Genomic DNA, 16,981 nt, shown 5'->3' on the forward strand with positions numbered 1-16,981 from the left:
CGACCCGCCCGCTCATTGCGTTGATTCTAGCGCACAGGCTGATCAGATCCTTCGGCCTTTCCGAGCTTTTCCAGCGCCTCATCAGCAATGGAAAAATCCACCCATTGCTCAAGGTCGACCTTTTGCAAGCCTTCAAAGTCCGGGCTCTCATAGGCCCAGTTGGCCGTGTACTCCAATTCTTCACGATTGAGGCCACCATTGACGCTCCAGCTCTCGGCGAAAGCCTCGGCAAGCGCCTCGAGGTCCTCCCGGCTGACATCGTCCCGCGCCTCTGCCATCGCGTCGACCCATTTCTGGGGATCCGCTGCGAAATCGCGCGAGGCGGCGATGATAGCCCGCGTGACCGCGACCACGTCGTCGTGGCGCTTCTCGAGAACCTCGTCCATGACGACATTGACTTTCTGAACGACGGGTGCGGCGGCATAGTACTCATCCTGGTCGACCAGGACGTGCAGTCCATCCTTGTCCGGCAAGGAGAACCATACGCCGATCGACATGGTCGTCGCGTCCACCTGCCCGGCGGCGAGGGCCTGGGCGCGGACGCTCGGCTGGCCAATGCCGACGAATTTCAGCGACTCGGTGTCGACGCCTTTCGTCTGCAGGACCTTGGTGCTCAATGTATGATCAAGGCTGCCCAGCCGGCCGACGGCAAAGCTCTTTCCGGAAAGCTGGTCCGGAGTAGCGATTTCCGACTTTGAAGCGATGAGGAAGGGGAGGGCCTTGTTGGGAGAAAGGACTGCTTTCATCCCCAATTGATCGCGCGCGACCAGCTGCAGAACGGAATCCACCGAGATATTGGCCATCTCGCCTTCACCGGCACGGAGCGCCACCAGCGCCGATGGCGTCTGCTGAACCCTGACCAGCTCGACATCGACGCCCTCACGCTCGAAATATCCAAGCTCCACCGCCAGATCCATCACGGAGTTCGGGACGAGCGGAGTCGTAAGATCGGTTACGATAAGGCGAAAAGGTTCAGCCGCTGCGCCCTGTGCGAATATCTGAAGCGCCGCCGCGGCGACAATTCCAAGTTTGAAGTAATGGACAGGCTTGGCCACTGAAGCTCCTCCTCTTCTCAGAGCATCCTCGTCCCATCGGATGAGAAGTTGTTCCCGCCCATTTGGCCACTTGCGCAAAATGGAAGAGAATCAGCCGCGCTGGACGCTTCGTTCCTCGATAGAACAATCTTCAAACTCATATCAAGCGCGGAAGCCGGCAACAACTCGTCCGGCTCAATTTCCAGCCGTCGTGACTCGCCAGCGGCTGGCCCAGTTCTCCAGCATTCTCAGTCCCTGACTTACAAGTCCCCCGATCAGCGCCAGCGCCAGAACGACAACGAAGTAGCGCGCCATTTGAAAAGTATTGCCGTAAAGCGCGAGCAATCCGCCCAATCCGCTGGCCGCAGTGTAAAGCTCCGCCACGACGGTGTTGATCAAGCCGATGGTGGCCCCGATCCGAAGCCCCATGACGACGAAGGAAAGCGCGCCCGGCAGCATGATCCGCCAATAGATCTGGGAACGGGTCGCTCCCATGGAGCGTGCCATCTCGATCAGTTCGGCATCGCTGTTGAGAATGCCGGAATAGGTGCCGATCAGGATGGGAATGACGGCGCCGAGGAAGACGACCGCGATCTTTGCCTCGGGGCCGAGGCCGAGAAACAGGATGATGAGGGGAATGAAGGCAACCCTCGGCGTCGCCATGAGTGCGTTCACATAAATGTCCAGGGTGCGACCGAGATCGCGGATGCCTCCCATCAGCATCCCGATCGGAATGCCGACCACAACCGCCAGCGCATAGCCGCTGCAATAGACGCCAAGGCTGCTCAGCAGCGGCTGCGCGATTCTTCCGTCGCCGATTAAGTATTGCGCGGCCGACAGCGTGCTGAGCGGGGTAGGGATCAGGTTCTCCCCGACGACCAGGGATATGACCCACCAGAGGAGAAGAAACAGCACGAAGGCCAGTAGGCGGTAGACGGTGATCATCGAAGCTTTCAACCCGGTCGCCATCGATTTTGGAATGGAGGCGCAAATCTATTGAGCAGAAATCCTTGGCATGCGTCCAGATCAAAGTGGGCGAGGGGACCTGCCAGCTCCGTGCAGGAAATGGCTTTTCTTTGCCCGCGAGCCGTGGAGGGCGGTCATCTTCAACGACGGTTTTCGATCCGAACCTGTTTCCTCGCCCAGCTGATGAGACGTTGGAACGCTTGACACGATTGACAGTTTCGCCTTTCCAAGGTGAAGCGGCGGGTCTGAAGCGGAAAACCGCGCTCGTTTCGCGTTGAAAGCCCTCTTGGGCTCAATAGGGAGAAAAAGAATGCGACGGATCAGGACGATTATGCTTGCTGCTTCTCTTGCGGGCGTGGCTTTCAGCCTTCCTGCAATTGCGGCGGATCATGAAGTGAAGATGCTCAACAAGGGCAGCGATGGCGAGATGATGGTCTTCGAGCCCGCATATCTGAAGATTGCGCCGGGCGACACCGTGACCTTCATTGCCACCGACAAGGGGCACAATTCGGAAGCCATCAAGGGCATGGTGCCCGAGGGCGCCGAAATGTGGAAGGGTAAGATCAACGAGGAGATCAAGGTCACCTTCGACCAGGAAGGCGTCTACGGTTACCGCTGCGCCCCGCATTACGGAATGGGCATGGTCGGCCTGATCCAGGTTGGAGACAACCCCGCCAATCTCGAACAAGCCAAGGCCGTCAAGCTGCCGAACAAGGCTGCTGAGCGGATGACGGCATATTTCGAGCAGGCTTCCGCCACCCAGTAAAATCGGATCTGCCTCCCGGCAATTTTTCGCCGGGAGGCATTCTCAATGGCGCCGGCTTCAGTCTCCCAAGGGGACGAATGCGAGGGCGTTGTTGGGGTTCATCGGGATGACGAGCTGGTTTGCGCCGGCGTCGTAGCACATGGATGCGGCGCTCGGGATGCCGGTGGCGATGAGTTCCGCCTTTCCATCCGGGGAAATACGGGAAATTCCGCCTTCCCTGACGCTGCTGACGTATTTCGTCCCGTCTTCCATGATCACGATGCCGTCGCTTCCGCCTTGCGCGGCCTCTTCGGTCTTGATCAGTTCGCCTTCGGGCGAGAAGGTCAACACGGCCTTGTCTCCGATGTTCACCACGACGAGATTCCCGTCATTGTCGATGGCGATGCCGTTCGGCAGGTTGAGCGGATCGCCTTCGATCAAGACGGTCGAGGTCCCGTCCGGGGTGATCTTGAAGACCCGGAAGGTCGAAGGATCGGGGTTCTGACCGCCGGCGGAAGTCTGCGTCGCGTAGATGGTGCCGTCAGAGGCCACCTCGATGTCGTTGAAGCCGGGGGATTCCTCCGTCTTGATTTCGCCGGCAGGCGCCCCGGTCTCCATGTCGAACATCCGAATCACGGAAACGGTGGGGGTGTTCTCGTCGGTGCCGCCATCCCGGTCGGCCACGTAAAGCTTGCCGCCCTCGATGTCGCTGCCGAATGGCTGGTTGAGAACCAACCCGTTGCGATTCACGCCGATCCAGCGGGCGGTGTGAACCGAACCGTCGTGATTGATCAGGGAGATGAAGCCGTCATTCGGCGCCTCATCCTGATTCGCCCCCCTGTTGACTGCCACGATCAGGTCTCGCGATTCGTCGTAGGAGCAGCTTTCCGCATTCACGATCGCACCGTAGACTTTGACGTTGTCGGACATGGCCGTGTAGTTGCCGTTGACCGTCACGCCGAGAGGCTGTCCTGCTTCGAAGGGCTTGTCGCCCTGGTTCGCATCCTGTGCATGGACCAGCGTGGAACCCGTAAGAAGCAGACCAAGCATGGTCGGTACCAGATATTTCATGATTGAAACCTCCTATCGTGAAGTATGTGCGCGGGAGCAATGAATACGGGAATCCGTACACTCCCTGGCCATGGAGCAGCTTTTCGCTGCGGGCATGTCATGTTGCCACTGAAACGGGTCACGTGGGTAGACTTAACTGCGACTTTTTTACTTGCAGTCACCTGCTTCTCTTTATAGCCTAGATGATGTGAGGAGGTTCCCCTAGGTGACCCAGAGGTCAGCGGCCTGGGGATGTGAAAGTTCACTGAATTCTCCGATGCGGTGTTAAGAATGGGCCCTTGGGCCCAGTTAACGAGTTCAGGACGTCATCCATTGAAACGTGATTCGGAAAACCAACAGTCCACAGTAGGATGCTGTGGGGGAAACGTTAATCGCCGCCTAGTCGTTGGCGGCATCGTCGGGATCGCAGCAGCACCGGCATTGGCCCAAGACCAAAGCTCGGATGCAGCTTCCGCTCCTCCCCAGCCGGGCGACTATCTCGTTCGCGCCAGCGGCGATGACCAGACGACCCCGCTTACGCCAGACGACATTGTGCCAAACTCGGCGCCGGTCCAGGCATGGCCGGCGGATTCGGCCACACAGACGGTGCGCAGCGACAACTGGCAAAATCTGCTCGTGCTGACCCGGTGGGATCCCGCCGTGCTCAGCCCCGAAGGGCAGCAATACGCAGCCGGAGGCGTCGTCGCGCAAAGCGCGATCTGCACGCATGAGGGATGCGAGGTTACCAGCTGGGTTGCTGAGAACTTCTTGATGGAGTGCCCTTGCCATCTGTCCCGCTTCGATCCTCGGCAGAACGGTGCGGTGATGCAAGGACCCGCCAACCGCAAGCTGCCCGCTCTTGCTCTCAAGCTGGACGGGGACAAGATCGTTGTAGCTTCTGGCTTCGACGGGCGCGTTGGGGGCTGACCCCACCCGTACGTATATCTTCACTTTCTCATCGCGCTCTCTAGGGAGGGAATTATGTCGCGTAGATTAGCTTCTTCAACTTTACTTGGCGCGGGGCTTGCCCTGCTCATGGTGTCCACGTCGCTTGCTCAGCAGGCGCCCGCGGGACCCACCGCACCTCCGGCCGGACCGACGGCTCCTCCGGCTGGCCCCGGAGCCCCACCTGCCGCCGCAGGTGCTCCCGCAGCACCGGCCGCACCGGTCGTGATCCCGGATTACAAACCCGTGACCCAGGACATGCTGACAAACCCCGCCGATGGTGACTGGCCGAACTATCGCCGCACCTATGACGGATGGGGCTACAGCCCGCTGAAGCAGATCACCACGGAGAACGTGGCTGACCTGGAGCCGGTGTGGATGATCTCTACCGGAGCAGCTGAAGGACATGAGTCGCCGCCGATGGTAATCGACGGCATCATGTTCGTCACTCAGGCCACGACGACGAGCAACCAGGTGATGGCTATCAAGGCTGACACCGGCGAAATCCTGTGGCGTTATCAGCGCGCGCTTCCTCAGGACATGCACACTTCGCACCCGACAAACCGCGGTGTGGGCTTCTGGGGCGACAAGATCTTCTTCACCTCGCGCGACGCAGTTCTGGTCGCACTCGATGCGAAGAGCGGTGCCGAAGTTTGGACCGTGCCAATCGAGGATTACAAGAACGGCTACTATGCGAACCTGGCCCCGCTCGTGATCGACGGCAAAGTCATTGTCGGCACCTCGGGCGGCGAACGTGGTATCCGTGGCTTCGTCGCGGCTTTCAATGCCGACGATGGAAAGGAACTCTGGCGCACCTACACCATACCTGCTCCGGGCGAGCCGGGTTCGGAGACGTGGCCTGACAACGACGCATGGAAGACGGGTGCCGGCTCGACCTGGATCACCGGTCACTACGATCCCGAAAGCAAGCTGATCTACTGGGGTGTCGGAAATGGCGGCCCGTGGATGGGCGATCAGCGCCCGGGCGACAACCTCTATGTCACTTCGGTGATTGCGCTCGACCCCGAGAGCGGCGCGATCAAGGGACACTTCCAATACCATCCGAACGACTCGTTCGACTGGGACGAAGTGGCCGCTCCGATCCTCGTCGATCTGCCGGGCAAGAATGGTGGCGAGAAGGTCAAGGGCCTGGTGCATGCCGCCCGTAACGGCGTGCTTTGGGAGCTTGAGCGGACCGACGAAGGCGAGATCAAGTTCATCCGCGGCACACCCTACGTGAAGGAAAACTGGATCAAGAGCATGGATCCGGAGACCGGCCGCGTGGAATATGCCGAGGGAACGAAGCCGGGTACGGGTATCCTCGGCGATTTCTGCCCCTCGTTCTGGGGTGGTAAGGATTGGCCTCCCGTCGCTTATGACCCGGAGACGAACTACGTCTTCATCCCGGCGAACGAGAACCTCTGCACCAAGATGCAGGGCGGCACCGTGGTCGAATACCGTCCCGGCGCCAGCTTCACGCGCGGCACGCAGGGTGACCGTTCCGATCTCTATCTGGCCGAAGGCGCGAACCATATCGGCGAAGTCCAGGCTTGGGATCTGTCGACCGGCAAGCAGGTGTGGAAGCATGAGTTCCCCAATTCGGCGAACTGGGGCCCGCTCATGACCACGGCTGGCGGTCTGGTGTTCGGTGGCGGAACGAATGACAACATGTTCCGTGCCTTCGACGCCAAGACGGGCGATGTCGTCTGGGAGACCAAGCTCAATTCGAGCGTGATCGGTGTGCCTTCCACCTTTGAGGTCGACGGCAAGCAGTATGTCTCGGTGCAGGCCGGTTGGGGTATTGACGCTGCGTCCATGCAGAGCCGTCTCGCCACATCTTATCCGGACAAGTTCAAGCCGGGTCCGACGGTTCCGACCGGCGGCGTGATCTGGGTCTTCGCACTCCCGGACAACAACTAATGCAGCAACCCGCCTCGGTTAAGCCGGGGCGGGTTACAGGCTCTATGAGCTCATTTTGACGGCGGTGCGGGCATGCTCGTATCGCCGTCGCAGATGTTAGGCATCATGAAATCCATTTCTGTCCCTGCATGCATCCTGGGGATCGGCTTTGCGCTATGGAGCGCATCCGGCACAATCGCCGCCGAGGTCACGCCGCAACGCCTCCTCAATGCGGCGGAGGAGCCCCAGAACTGGCTTATGAATCTCGGCGCTTATGACGGCAGCCGTTATTCCAGCCTCGCTGGCATCAATCGCGATAATGCGTCGAAACTGGTTGTTCATTACAGCGTTCCTCTCGGTGGGCTGATCGAAGGAAGCGGCAATTTCCGGAACGCGCTGCCCATGAGCCCGCTGGTGGAAGACGGATTCATCTACATCGTCGATGGCTGGGGTCACGTCTCAAAGCTGGATGCACGAAAAAAGGGCGAGGTGGTCTGGCAGAACAGCGAATTGCAGACTGATCTCGACAGTTGGTTCGTAGCCGGCCGAGGCTTGGCCCTTTATGGAAATTTCGTTATTGCCGCTTCTTCCGACGGCCATATTCATTGGCTCGACAAGGACACCGGCAAATCCGTCCGGTCTGTCCAGGTGGGGGATCCTAAGCAAGGATACACCATTCAGGCCTCTCCGCTGGTGGTCGGCGATCGCATCATCGTTGGCAGCGGCGGTGCCGAGCGGGGCGCCATCGGCAGGATCGACGCCATCGATGCGAAGACGGGCTCGTCGTTATGGCATGTAGGCACCACCGATAACGCCCTTGGCGGCGGAACGATCTCGCAGACAGGGGTTTTCGACCCCAAAACAGGCCTGACCATCTGGGGGACCGGCCATCCCAATCCCCGCTACAATCCGCAGGCCCGTCCCGGAGACGATCTGCATGCCAACAGCGTCCTCGCGATCGACGTGGAGACCGGCGAGTTGCGTTGGCATTTTCAGTATACTCCGGGGGATATCAATGGTTTCTCTGAGGACGGAACGCATCAGCTGGTCTATCCTGCTGGTGCGAGCGAGCCCGTTGTCACGCACTTCGCCAATAACGGTTATTTCTACGGCCTGACCGGCAAGCAAGGGAAATTCCAGATCGCGGCTCCTTATGTCGTGGGGCTCGAATGGACCGCCGGCATCGATGAAGCGGGTCATCCGGTCGAGTATCGGGCCAGCGCGGATGTTCAGGCCTATAAGTCGGGTGCCTGGCAAGGCCGCCCGGACTGCCCGAACATCAAGGGGGCGTCGTCATTCGCTTCCGCCTACAGCCCTAGGACCGCTCTTGCCTATGGTTCAGGGGCCGACGGGTGCCTTTCCGAAAACATCCCGGTCATTCGTACGGAATCGGCGCCTGGCTGGCTCGGCGCCTATTATTCCGGGGCTGCGGCCGATATGGGCATGCTGACGGCTGTCGATCCGCAAAGCGGGACGGTCAAGGCGCAACGGTTGTTTGATTTTCCGCTGCATGCCGGCGCCTTGGCGACTGCAGGAGGGCTGGTGTTTACGACCACCGCCGAGGGCACGCTCCATGCCCTGAATGATGAAACGCTTGAAACGGTGTGGAGCACCAAATTCGGTTCGCTGACGGACGTGCCGCCGATTACCTTTGAGGTAGACGGCCAACAGTTCATCGCGGTCGTCGTCGGTGGAAACAGCTACACTGGCAATCTCTCCTATCGCCCACCGGAAATGGGGTTGTCCGAGCCGCTTTTCGTCCTGGCTGTTCTGGGGCTGCGGCCATGAGACGGCTCCAACTCATCGGCACCTGCCTCGTGACGTTGCTGGCAGCTTCGCCCGCCTTGGCGTGCCAGGGTGGACCGAGCGTGTGGGATATCCAGCTAGGATCGATGATCCGGGATCTGCCGGGTGGCTTTACCGATCATGCCTGCGGAAGCAATGGCGGCCCTCCCGGCAAACTGTTGTCGAGCTTTGAGGATTTCAAACAGTGCAGGCCGGAAGGAGACGGGCTTTTTGAAGTCGCCTTCCGCTATGACGATGAGCAGGAGTTCGTGGCACGTGCCCTTGAGCAGACACGCGCTTTAGCGCTCTGCGAGGGCACGAAGGTTTTCGGCTTCCCCGTCGTTCCCACGGTTCTGCTGGATGGTGACGGAGTTGTGCGGGGGCTTCGCCTCGTGACCGATCCGCGTGGGGTGGAGCCAGCCGACCGGAGCAATGCCTGGGCGCTGGGCAATATGCTCAAGCGCCGGTACGGGGTGGAAGGTTGGACATGCGAGGACCTGCCTGAGGTGCCGGGAGAGACGCCGGTGGCCAGCTTCAAATTGCGGGAGCGCTGCAGCAAGTCAGTGGAGGGAGTCGAGCTTTCCGTCGAAAGCGAATACTACCACCGTGCAGGACAGTCCTTCACGGACGAATTCGGCAATGTGCAGCCGGGTCTCTTTATCAGCCAGGCGCGCTTCGAGATGAAGCAGCAGCGCTGAAACCGGCTATCCTGAAAACCGGAGCGGTTCGGAACGCGCCGTCGCTTCGATTCAATAAACATAACCTCGCTGTGCGTCGCAAAGGACGTACAGCGCTTTACGGCCACAGGAAGCTTAGTTTCCTGTGGCTGGGCCTATGAGCGCGTTTTCGATCCGCACGCAAGCGAACACGGCATCGTCCTGCCGCATGCCGCGAAGATCGGCGTTGACCATGCGGGCATCGGTGAAATTCGCGGACATGAAATCGGCATTGAAGGCATTGACGAGGCTGAGATCCGCCGAGGTGAAATTCGCCTCGATGAAGCCCCCATTCGTCAGCACCGCGCTTCGCATATCCGTCCGCTGGAGGTTGGCCCCTTGCAGATTGGCGAGTTGCAGATCGGCTTTGCGCATGTCCGCACCGGTGAAATTCGCCTGCATCGCCATGGCGTGGACAAGTTTGGCTTCCTGCAACTGCGCCTGTGTCAGCCGCGCGTGTTGCAGGCGCGCCCAGGTGAGATCCGCGCGCGTGAGCACGGCGCGGCTCAGATCCGACCTGTAGAGCAATGCCTGATTGAGGTTCGCTTCGATCAGTGATGCGTTCTTCAGATCTGTCAGGTTGAGATTGGCGCCTGCGAGGTTCGCCGCATCGAGCTTTGCGCCGGTGAGCGATGCGCGGTGCAGCGAGGCACCGGACAAATCCGCGCCGCGAAGATCTGCGCCCGCGAGATCGCGCCGTTGCAACTGTGCCCCTTTCAGACTGCAGCCGGGACAATCCTTCGTTCCTCCTGCGAGGAACGCCTGCGCATCACCAACCGGGAGCGGCTCCGACCGATCAATCGAGGGGAGGGGGGCGAAGGGTTGCGAGATGACCGGATGACATATCCGGCCGCCGCTCTGGGCAAAGGCCGGAAAACAAAGGCTGGTCAAAGCAAAAACGGTGAGGATCAGACGGGCCAAAATGAGTTCGCGCCTTTCGGATGGAGTCAGGCTAATCTATCCAAGTTGCAGGGGCGGGTTCAAGAAGGAACCGATGCATTTAATACATGGGGAACTACGGGAGCAAGCGTGCCAAAGCGCGGATTTCTGGGGTGGCGAGACGCTTTCCACACTGGCGGGAAGTGACACCGTGACGGGCCGCGAAAGAACCCGGTAGCCTCTGACCTTCAGGGTTAAGCGATACCATTGAGGCTTCTTGAGAGTACGGTAGTTCATACATAAACCCGGAGAGGACCTCAGTTTCAGGGAAAATTCTATACTGCGAGGCGGCCGAGACAGATCAGCTGGAGGCAGGATGACATTTGCGGGTAAGGACGTGACGCCGAGCCAGCATGAGGCGAGCGGCGACCGGTGCTTGGCGGTTTCACATCAGTGATCTAGCGGCGAAGTAAAGTATTGCAGCCAGGATCAGCACCGCAGCGAAATGACCATAGACCGAACTGGTGGCTCCATGGGACGTGACCTCGGGCCGGGTGACGCTTGCCCCAAGAGAAACACACATGGCGCCTGCGAACAAGCAAACGTTCGGTTCCTGCTTTGACACCCGGAATGACCGCCGTTTAGCCGGGTGGGTGGCTCGATCGAGCAGGCTGGTTGCCATACGGGGATCTTAGCGAGAGACCGCAGCTTCTGACCCGTGATCCGTCGTGTCTAACCGCAGGTGGCCCGGACTATTTTTCCCGTATCCGCATCGGTTTCGATCGTCACGCGATCTTCGCGGAAATCCATCGTCACCGGGTCGCCAGGCTTGACCTGGCGCACGATGGTCGCTCCGGTCAACTGCTTGGCTTGTTCGTCGGTCACCCTGTCCCGCCCGACCAAGGCCTGGGCGGCCTCCGGCTTGCAAGTACCTTCAGACGCTTCAGCAATAGGTGGTTCTTTCTGGCAACCCGCTAAACCCAGGGAAAGGAGAGCGGCTGCAAAAACGGCAAGGTGACGCGCGCAAATCAAAGCTGAACCTCGTTCATGAAAAGCAGTGAAGGGTAAATCAGACGTGGCTCATGCTGGCAATAGGTGCCGGATGACGGTAAGGCTCCCATAAGAGCGAGGGCGCTCACCAAACTCCGAGTCGCGGTGAAGTTCCAAGTAGGTCGGAGTGCAAAACTCCCGGGCGAGGCCACCCCAACGAAAAGTGAGTGGCGCGCCCGAGGAGTTCCCCGCAGGGCGCGAGGATTGGCCTAGCCTAAGTGAGGGCTGGGCCGCGTATCGGTCATTGATCGGTGTTTCCCTCGATAAATCCGCCGTCAATACATTGCTGCAATGTGATCTCTGAAACGTCAAACGCGGCGTTTTCTCCGCTCTCGCTCGTGCTTTGACGGGCCTGGTCACCAGCGTTTTCAGTCATGGTCGTCTCGGGCTGTTGAGTGCCTGTCGTTCCTTGCTGTGCCTGAAGCTCAGAGCAGCGTTCTTCGACAGCGCTCATCTGACCTTCGGGGACCGCCTTGCCGTCGATCATGTGATCTTGAGCAAGGGCATTGAACGGCGCGGCGAACAGAAGGACCGGCAGGAGTAGACTGATGCGTTTCATCATTCGTCACCTCTCTTTCTGGGTGACTAACTCCGTGTCGGAGCAGCCGTTCCCACAGTTCTTTGCCCAGGGATTATCCAGGTCAGCGGAAACTGCGTTCCGACCGCTGGATATCTACCGGCCGCTAAGTCCGCAGCTGCCGGGAAAAGGGCGATGCGACTGCCACTCTTCGGGTTTCGCAGAGAATCCGCTGGAACTAGAGAACACCTTGTTCTCCAGACATCAGTTCCGCCAATGCGCGGCCAGTTACGGGGCCCAGCGTGAAACCTTGATGGCCGTGCCCAAAATTCAGCCAGAGGTTCTTGTGCCGTGGCGCTTGACCGACGACAGGCAGCATGGCGGGCATGCAAGGTCTCGTGCCTAGCCAGGGCTGATCTTCTACCGGCTCGCCAAGAGAAATGAGCTCACGTGCTGCCCGTTCGGCGCGTTCAAGCTGCCACGGTGTTGAGGGGGCATTCGGCGCGGAGAGTTCAGCGCCGGTGGTGATGCGCAAACCGCGAGCCATGGGCGCCATCACATATCCATTGGCTGCGTCCAGCAGCGGTATGTGCAAGGTAGGCTGGCATCGATAGTGGCGGTGATAGCCGCGCTTACGAACCATAGGATAGTTATAGCCGAAACGGCGCAGCAGTTCAGGCGACCAAGGGCCCAGGGCGACAACGGTGTGCTCCGCCTCGAGCACTCCGCCTTGCGTGTCCACTTGCCAGCTGCCGGATGCCTTCTGGCGCAGCGAGAGTGCTTCTCCAATGCTTATCGTGCCTCCCGCATCGGTGAAGGATTTGGCATACGCCTTGGTCAGTGCGCCGGGATCGCTGACCGACCACGCGTTCAGCCAATGGATTGCTCCTACGCCCGCCTGTTTCAGGGCTGGCTCGGCCGCGGCAAGCTCCGACGCGGATAGGAACTTGAAGGCGACACCGTATTCGGCGCGCACCCGCTCCGCATCGGCAAGCGCTGCTGCCATCGCCTCCTCATCGCGCTCCATGACCCGGAAGCCCTCGCGCCGCACGAGGTGATCGGCCGAAGCGCGTTCTATCAGCGCTTGGTGCTCCCGCGTGGCCGCCGCCGCCATCTGCGAATATGCAGCTGAAATCCGGCGGTGGCGCTTCGGCGCAGAATGCCACCAGTAGCGGAAGAGCGGAGCAAAATGTCCCGGCAGGGAGCGCAGGTCATAGCGGACATCGTTGGAAGCGCCGCGCGCTATCGCCCAGAGCTGGCGGAGCTTTCTCGGCATGCCGTAGGGTTCGACAGCCTCGCCTTGAATGAGACCGGCGTTGCCGTAGCTCGTTTCCATTCCCACGCCGGTGCGATCGACCAGTGCCACTGACCAACCGCACGTTTGCAAGTGCAGCGCGGTGGAGACGCCAACCATTCCTGCGCCGAGAACGATCGCCTGTGTCATGCGGGATCTCCCTTAAGCGCCCGGCCGATGGCCCTGAACGGCAGTTTGCTGGCTCACATCTGCGCTCATGCGTAAGTTCCTCGCGACCCTGGCTCCATTCCCCTCATCGCCAATGTGCAGCAGCGGCGACATGCTGACATGGCATCTCCTGCGGCGGACTATGAGTACCGGCCGGTTGCTGTGCAACTTCCTTTTATTTTGGTATCTATTCCGCAAAACTATAGGTTGGGGAACCTCAGGCCATGCAGCTGCGCCACATCGAAGTCTGTCACGCAGTTTTTCAGACCGGCGCGATCAGCCGGGCTGCACAGTTGCTTGGGATCAGCCAGCCTGCGGCGAGCAAGCTTGTAAAGCACGCGGAACAACGGCTTGGTTTTCCCCTCTTCGAACGCATCAGAGGCCGTCTTGTACCAACGCGGGAAGGGAAGTTGCTGGCGGCTGAAATTGACAAGCTGTTCTGTCAACTCACCCAGGTGCAAAGGCTCAGTCAAAACCTTTTGGCGCGCGAGCAGGAGCATCTTCGCATCGGATGCCTTCCCTGTTTTGGCTTCGGCCTGGTGCCTCAGGCAATCCAGCAGTTCCAATCCCGGCACCCGAGCCTCACTTACAAGGTGCATACGCAGCACGGCAGACGGCTGGTCGAAGCCCTGTTGTCCCAGGAAATCGATGTAGGCATTGCGCTCGACCCGATCCCGACGGCAGGCATTCATATGGAGACGCTTGGAACCGCCGAACTCGTCTGTGTTCAAAGCAAGCAGGCAAAGCCACAGAATGGCGAGATGCAGTTGACCGATCTCGACCTGCAGCGCTTGATAGGGCTCGAGGAAGGCGATCCACTTGGACGGAAGCTGGATGTCCGGCTACGGCAGTTGGGGCTCGCGGCCGCCCCGGCCATTCGTGTGCAGACCTATTACATCGCATGTGCCCTTGCGGAGAAGGATTGCGGGACAGCCGTGATCGACGCTTTCACGGCGCAGGCTTTTTCCAACAGCGGCATCACGATATCGCGGATAACGCCGGCCATACAGTTCGAAGTCGTCGCTCTCTACAACGAGCTTGTGCCGCAGTCTCGCATCTGCGCCGAGTTCATTTCGCGCGTGGGCGCGATCGTCAGGCAGCGGGGAAGCATCGAAGCGAAATCCAAATCTGAACTCACGTCCCGGCTTTCGCAGGCAGAGCACTCTCGGTCAGCTTGATCCAGTAGCTCACACCATAGGGGATCGCTTCATCGTTGAAATCATAAGCGGGGTGGTGCAGATACTCGGAGTCGCCGTTGCCCATGAATATGAACGCACCGGGCCTGGCTTCCAGCATATAGGAGAAATCCTCCCCGCCCATGGCCGGCGGTAAGCTCCTGTCAACCTGCTCTTCGCCAGCGATATCCGCAGCGACGTTGCCGGCAAACTCCGTCTCATCGGGATGATTGAAGGTGACCGGGTAATTCGTGTTGTAAGCGAGATCCACCGTCACGCCGAAAAGGGCGGCGATTCCGTTGCATATGGTGCGGATACGCTCCTCTGCGCTCTTGGAGACCTCCCTTTTCAAGGTGCGCACGGTCCCCGTGATCTCGGCTTGGGCGGGGATCACATTGTAGGCTTCGCCCGCATGGAACGTGGTTACCGACACGACCAGGGATTCAAGAGGATTGGTGTGGCGCGCGACGATATTCTGGAGAGCAATGACAAGCTGGCTGCCGGCGACGATCGGGTCGATCGTGTGATGCGGTAGCGCAGCATGCCCGCCGCGGCCTTTCACGGTGATGGTGAACTCGGCCGTAGCGGCCAGGATTGGGCCAGGGCGGATGCCGAAATGTCCGATCGGCATGCTCGGCCGGTTATGCATGCCGAAGACCTTCTCTATGGCAAAACGCTCCATCATGCCGTCATTGACCATCTCCTTACCCCCGCCGCCACCTTCTTCCGCCGGCTGGAAAATGACCGCAAGCCTACCGGCGAAATTGCGTGACTCTGCCAGGTATTTGGCTGCACCCAGGAGCATGGCGGTGTGGCCGTCGTGGCCACAGGCATGCATCGTGCCCGGAACAGTCGAAGCATAGGGCTTGCCGGTGGTCTCATGGATTGGAAGGGCATCCATGTCGGCACGCAGGCCGATTGTTGGGCCATCGCCCCGGCGACCGCGGATGATGCCGACGACACCGGTTCGGCCGATGCCGGTCACGATCTCGTCGCAGCCGAATTCCTTCAGCTTTTCGACGACGAAGGCAGCGGTGCGGTGAACGTCGAAACCAAGCTCCGGTATCTGGTGCAGGTGACGGCGCCAACCGGCAATCTCGTCTTGCATTTCGGCTACGCGATTCAGGATAGGCATGAGCGTCTCTTCTTCGGCGTTGTCAGGCTTTCAATCGACTTTCCGGTAGGGGATGTTTCTTGCCAGCCAGCACCCCACGGTCAGCCCGCAGATCTGTCCGGCATCGTTCCGGTTTACTTGGATGGTCCATCTTCCCGGAGCGGGTGCATCCATGGACCGCTGGCAGGGCAAGACGAATACGTCCTTTCCCGCGGGATAGATCGCGTGCATGGGGCCGCGGCCATGCAGGCCTTCGAAGCAGCCGAAGAGGCAGGTTCCTGCCATATCGATATGCAGAAAGGCTGCGAGCTCGGGTGAGAAATATCGTCCTGGCAGGTCTTGAACGCTGTCGCCCGTCACCCGGTTCGCAGTTGCGACCAGATTCTCCCTTGGGCGTTCGAGCCTGACGGTATCGCCAGCACGCGCAAGCGTCATCGAGGGGGAAACGAGCGTGCCGCCGGGACCGGGAAAGAGGCGTTCGGGCGACGTGGCATAGCGGGCCTCCATGCCTTCTCCACTAATATGGATCTCGAGCAGCAGGCCGTTGGATTGGTCGAGATAACTGCCGTTCCAATCCGGATCCACCGGATAAGCTTGGCTCGGCTTTTCTTCAATACCGAGGCCCGCCCGCAGCAGCGTCAGCGCGGCTTCGTTTGCGCTTGCTTCATGATTGAAGAAAACCACAACCGACAATCTCCTCGATGCGACGTGAAAGCGCTGCAGGCGAAAGCCGCGCAGCCCCCCGGCATGCCCTGTCGTGGCGGCATCGCCGACGTGGCCGTGGACGAGGCCGTAACCATAGGGCGCCGGTTTTCCATCCGAGAATGTCTGTTTTTCGGAGAGGCGGCGATAAAGACCATCAGGGTCGTCCCGGGTCGCATCGATATAGATCTCCCAGGCGAGCATGTCGTCCAGCGATGCCGAGATGCCCGCGTCCCCCTCCCAATAGATGCGGTTCGTGGCGGGGAAGAACCCGACGCGGTCGTTTCCCTCATAGCCCAGTACGCCGTCCAGCGGCGTGCTGGTGTCGGCGGTCAGGAGAGCGGTGTGCATGCCGGCCCGGTCGAAAATTCGCTGAACATAGAGTTCTGCGAGAGAACGGCCGGCATACTCCTCCAGCAGATCCGCCAGAATCCGGAAGTTCCCGTTCGAATAGGAATAGCTCTTGCCCGGTTCGAAGTGGGTCGTGCGCGCGCTGGCGAGCAGGGGCTTTGCTGCCTCGCGCGGGAATACGCCCTCCGGGTGCGCGCCATGCAGCACCGTCAGCGCCCAATAATCGCGCAGGCCCGACTGCATATTGCAGAGATCCACCACCCCGGGCGGATGGCCTTCCAGGTGCGGCAGATAATCAGCAAGGCGCGCGTCGAGCAGGTGGGGATCGCCGATCAGATCCAGCAGAACCGCACAAGTGAACTGCTTGGTGATGGAGCAGATCGGCATCCGCGTCGCCGTCGTCATGGCTAGGCCGGTCGCCAGGTTTGCGTATCCCCACGCTTGCCGCGCGACGATCTTGCCGCACTCCACGACGCCGACTGCACCGCCTGGCCCTTTGAACTGCTGGGGCAGGCAGAGGATTGCCCGCTCCAGGGCGGAAATGTCGATTGCTCCTGTCACCTCACATCCCTCAAAAGGCCGCGACAAACG

At 60.2% G+C, this 16,981-nt stretch carries 15 protein-coding genes; 6 read left to right on the top strand and 9 right to left on the bottom strand.

All coding sequences use genetic code 11. From position 1 onward, the window contains the following. Nucleotides 1-26 precede the first annotated feature (26 nt). The gene (locus CHEJ32_RS0104120) at nt 27-1,055 is read right to left on the bottom strand and encodes an ABC transporter substrate-binding protein (protein ID WP_198023814.1); all 1,029 of its coding nucleotides are present in this window, start codon (nt 1,053-1,055) and stop codon (nt 27-29) included. 174 nt (nt 1,056-1,229) lie between these two features. Beyond that, nucleotides 1,230-1,979 carry an ABC transporter permease gene (locus tag CHEJ32_RS0104125; protein ID WP_084032668.1) on the bottom strand — a complete coding sequence of 250 codons (750 nt, stop codon included), beginning with the start codon at nt 1,977-1,979 and terminating at the stop codon, nt 1,230-1,232. A gap of 331 nt (nt 1,980-2,310) precedes the next feature. On the opposite strand from CHEJ32_RS0104125, the gene CHEJ32_RS0104130 reads away from it, so the two are divergent. Further along, nucleotides 2,311-2,766 carry a pseudoazurin gene (locus CHEJ32_RS0104130; protein ID WP_028032726.1) on the top strand — a complete coding sequence of 152 codons (456 nt, stop codon included), beginning with the start codon at nt 2,311-2,313 and terminating at the stop codon, nt 2,764-2,766. A gap of 57 nt (nt 2,767-2,823) precedes the next feature. Here CHEJ32_RS0104130 and CHEJ32_RS0104135 read toward each other — a convergent pair whose 3' ends face one another. Continuing rightward, nucleotides 2,824-3,816, bottom strand: coding sequence for an SMP-30/gluconolactonase/LRE family protein (locus CHEJ32_RS0104135; RefSeq protein WP_028032727.1), 993 nt, complete (start codon nt 3,814-3,816; stop codon nt 2,824-2,826). A 420-nt stretch (nt 3,817-4,236) separates the two neighbouring features. Here CHEJ32_RS0104135 and CHEJ32_RS23855 point away from each other — a divergent pair, with 420 nt between their 5' ends. The 4 genes from CHEJ32_RS23855 (at nt 4,237) to CHEJ32_RS0104155 (ending at nt 9,122) form a co-directional block, all read left to right on the top strand. Further along, a complete protein-coding gene (locus CHEJ32_RS23855) occupies nt 4,237-4,722 on the top strand; it encodes a ubiquinol-cytochrome c reductase iron-sulfur subunit (RefSeq protein ID WP_051469439.1) in 486 nt (161 codons plus the stop codon). 54 nt (nt 4,723-4,776) lie between these two features. Further along, a complete protein-coding gene (locus CHEJ32_RS23860; RefSeq protein ID WP_245260956.1) occupies nt 4,777-6,660 on the top strand; it encodes a methanol/ethanol family PQQ-dependent dehydrogenase in 1,884 nt (627 codons plus the stop codon). Nucleotides 6,661-6,765: 105 nt separating this feature from the next. Further along, nucleotides 6,766-8,427, top strand: a complete 1,662-nt coding sequence (locus tag CHEJ32_RS0104150) for a PQQ-binding-like beta-propeller repeat protein (RefSeq protein ID WP_198023815.1) — start codon at nt 6,766-6,768, stop codon at nt 8,425-8,427. Then, on the top strand, nt 8,424-9,122 hold the full coding sequence (locus CHEJ32_RS0104155; RefSeq protein WP_156936597.1) for a hypothetical protein: 699 nt from the start codon (nt 8,424-8,426) through the stop codon (nt 9,120-9,122). Before CHEJ32_RS0104150 ends, CHEJ32_RS0104155 begins: the two co-directional genes overlap by 4 nt. 114 nt (nt 9,123-9,236) lie before the next feature. Here the strand turns inward: CHEJ32_RS0104155 and CHEJ32_RS23865 are convergent, their stop codons facing one another. The 4 genes from CHEJ32_RS23865 to CHEJ32_RS0104175 form a co-directional block, all read right to left on the bottom strand. Beyond that, entirely contained in the window at nt 9,237-10,061 is an 825-nt protein-coding gene (locus tag CHEJ32_RS23865) for a pentapeptide repeat-containing protein (RefSeq protein ID WP_051469441.1), read from the bottom strand. 690 nt (nt 10,062-10,751) lie between these two features. Continuing rightward, entirely contained in the window at nt 10,752-11,051 is a 300-nt protein-coding gene (locus CHEJ32_RS27890) for an I78 family peptidase inhibitor (protein WP_028032730.1), read from the bottom strand. Between the two features lie 259 nt (nt 11,052-11,310). Next, a complete protein-coding gene (locus CHEJ32_RS0104170) occupies nt 11,311-11,631 on the bottom strand; it encodes a hypothetical protein (RefSeq protein ID WP_028032731.1) in 321 nt (106 codons plus the stop codon). A gap of 193 nt (nt 11,632-11,824) precedes the next feature. Continuing rightward, complete coding sequence (locus tag CHEJ32_RS0104175) at nt 11,825-13,030, bottom strand: FAD-binding oxidoreductase (protein WP_028032732.1); 1,206 nt, start codon at nt 13,028-13,030, stop codon at nt 11,825-11,827. A 242-nt stretch (nt 13,031-13,272) separates the two neighbouring features. On the opposite strand from CHEJ32_RS0104175, the gene CHEJ32_RS23870 reads away from it, so the two are divergent. After that, complete coding sequence (locus CHEJ32_RS23870; protein WP_051469443.1) at nt 13,273-14,226, top strand: LysR substrate-binding domain-containing protein; 954 nt, start codon at nt 13,273-13,275, stop codon at nt 14,224-14,226. Here CHEJ32_RS23870 and CHEJ32_RS0104190 read toward each other — a convergent pair. Together CHEJ32_RS0104190 and CHEJ32_RS0104195 are read right to left on the bottom strand one after the other, a co-directional pair. After that, entirely contained in the window at nt 14,183-15,358 is a 1,176-nt protein-coding gene (locus tag CHEJ32_RS0104190; RefSeq protein ID WP_028032733.1) for a M20 aminoacylase family protein, read from the bottom strand. The two genes, CHEJ32_RS23870 and CHEJ32_RS0104190, sit on opposite strands and share 44 nt — an antisense overlap. A gap of 30 nt (nt 15,359-15,388) precedes the next feature. Continuing rightward, complete coding sequence (locus CHEJ32_RS0104195; protein ID WP_028032734.1) at nt 15,389-16,951, bottom strand: D-aminopeptidase; 1,563 nt, start codon at nt 16,949-16,951, stop codon at nt 15,389-15,391. Nucleotides 16,952-16,981: the final 30 nt, after the last annotated feature.

It is taken from the genome of Chelativorans sp. J32 (assembly GCF_000518985.1).
Lineage (GTDB): Bacteria > Pseudomonadota > Alphaproteobacteria > Rhizobiales > Rhizobiaceae > Chelativorans.

Bases quoted from the DNA above. Each gene is read 5' to 3' on its own strand.
- CHEJ32_RS0104190 (WP_028032733.1), bottom strand. From the start codon at position 15,358: ATGCCTATCCTGAATCGCGTAGCCGAAATGCAAGACGAGATTGCCGGT.
- CHEJ32_RS0104135 (WP_028032727.1), bottom strand. From the start codon at position 3,816: ATGAAATATCTGGTACCGACCATGCTTGGTCTGCTTCTTACGGGTTCC.
- CHEJ32_RS0104175 (WP_028032732.1), bottom strand. From the start codon at position 13,030: ATGACACAGGCGATCGTTCTCGGCGCAGGAATGGTTGGCGTCTCCACC.
- CHEJ32_RS23860 (WP_245260956.1), top strand. From the start codon at position 4,777: ATGTCGCGTAGATTAGCTTCTTCAACTTTACTTGGCGCGGGGCTTGCC.
- CHEJ32_RS0104125 (WP_084032668.1), bottom strand. From the start codon at position 1,979: ATGATCACCGTCTACCGCCTACTGGCCTTCGTGCTGTTTCTTCTCCTC.
- CHEJ32_RS0104170 (WP_028032731.1), bottom strand. From the start codon at position 11,631: ATGATGAAACGCATCAGTCTACTCCTGCCGGTCCTTCTGTTCGCCGCG.
- CHEJ32_RS0104150 (WP_198023815.1), top strand. From the start codon at position 6,766: ATGAAATCCATTTCTGTCCCTGCATGCATCCTGGGGATCGGCTTTGCG.
- CHEJ32_RS0104130 (WP_028032726.1), top strand. From the start codon at position 2,311: ATGCGACGGATCAGGACGATTATGCTTGCTGCTTCTCTTGCGGGCGTG.
- CHEJ32_RS23870 (WP_051469443.1), top strand. From the start codon at position 13,273: ATGCAGCTGCGCCACATCGAAGTCTGTCACGCAGTTTTTCAGACCGGC.
- CHEJ32_RS0104155 (WP_156936597.1), top strand. From the start codon at position 8,424: ATGAGACGGCTCCAACTCATCGGCACCTGCCTCGTGACGTTGCTGGCA.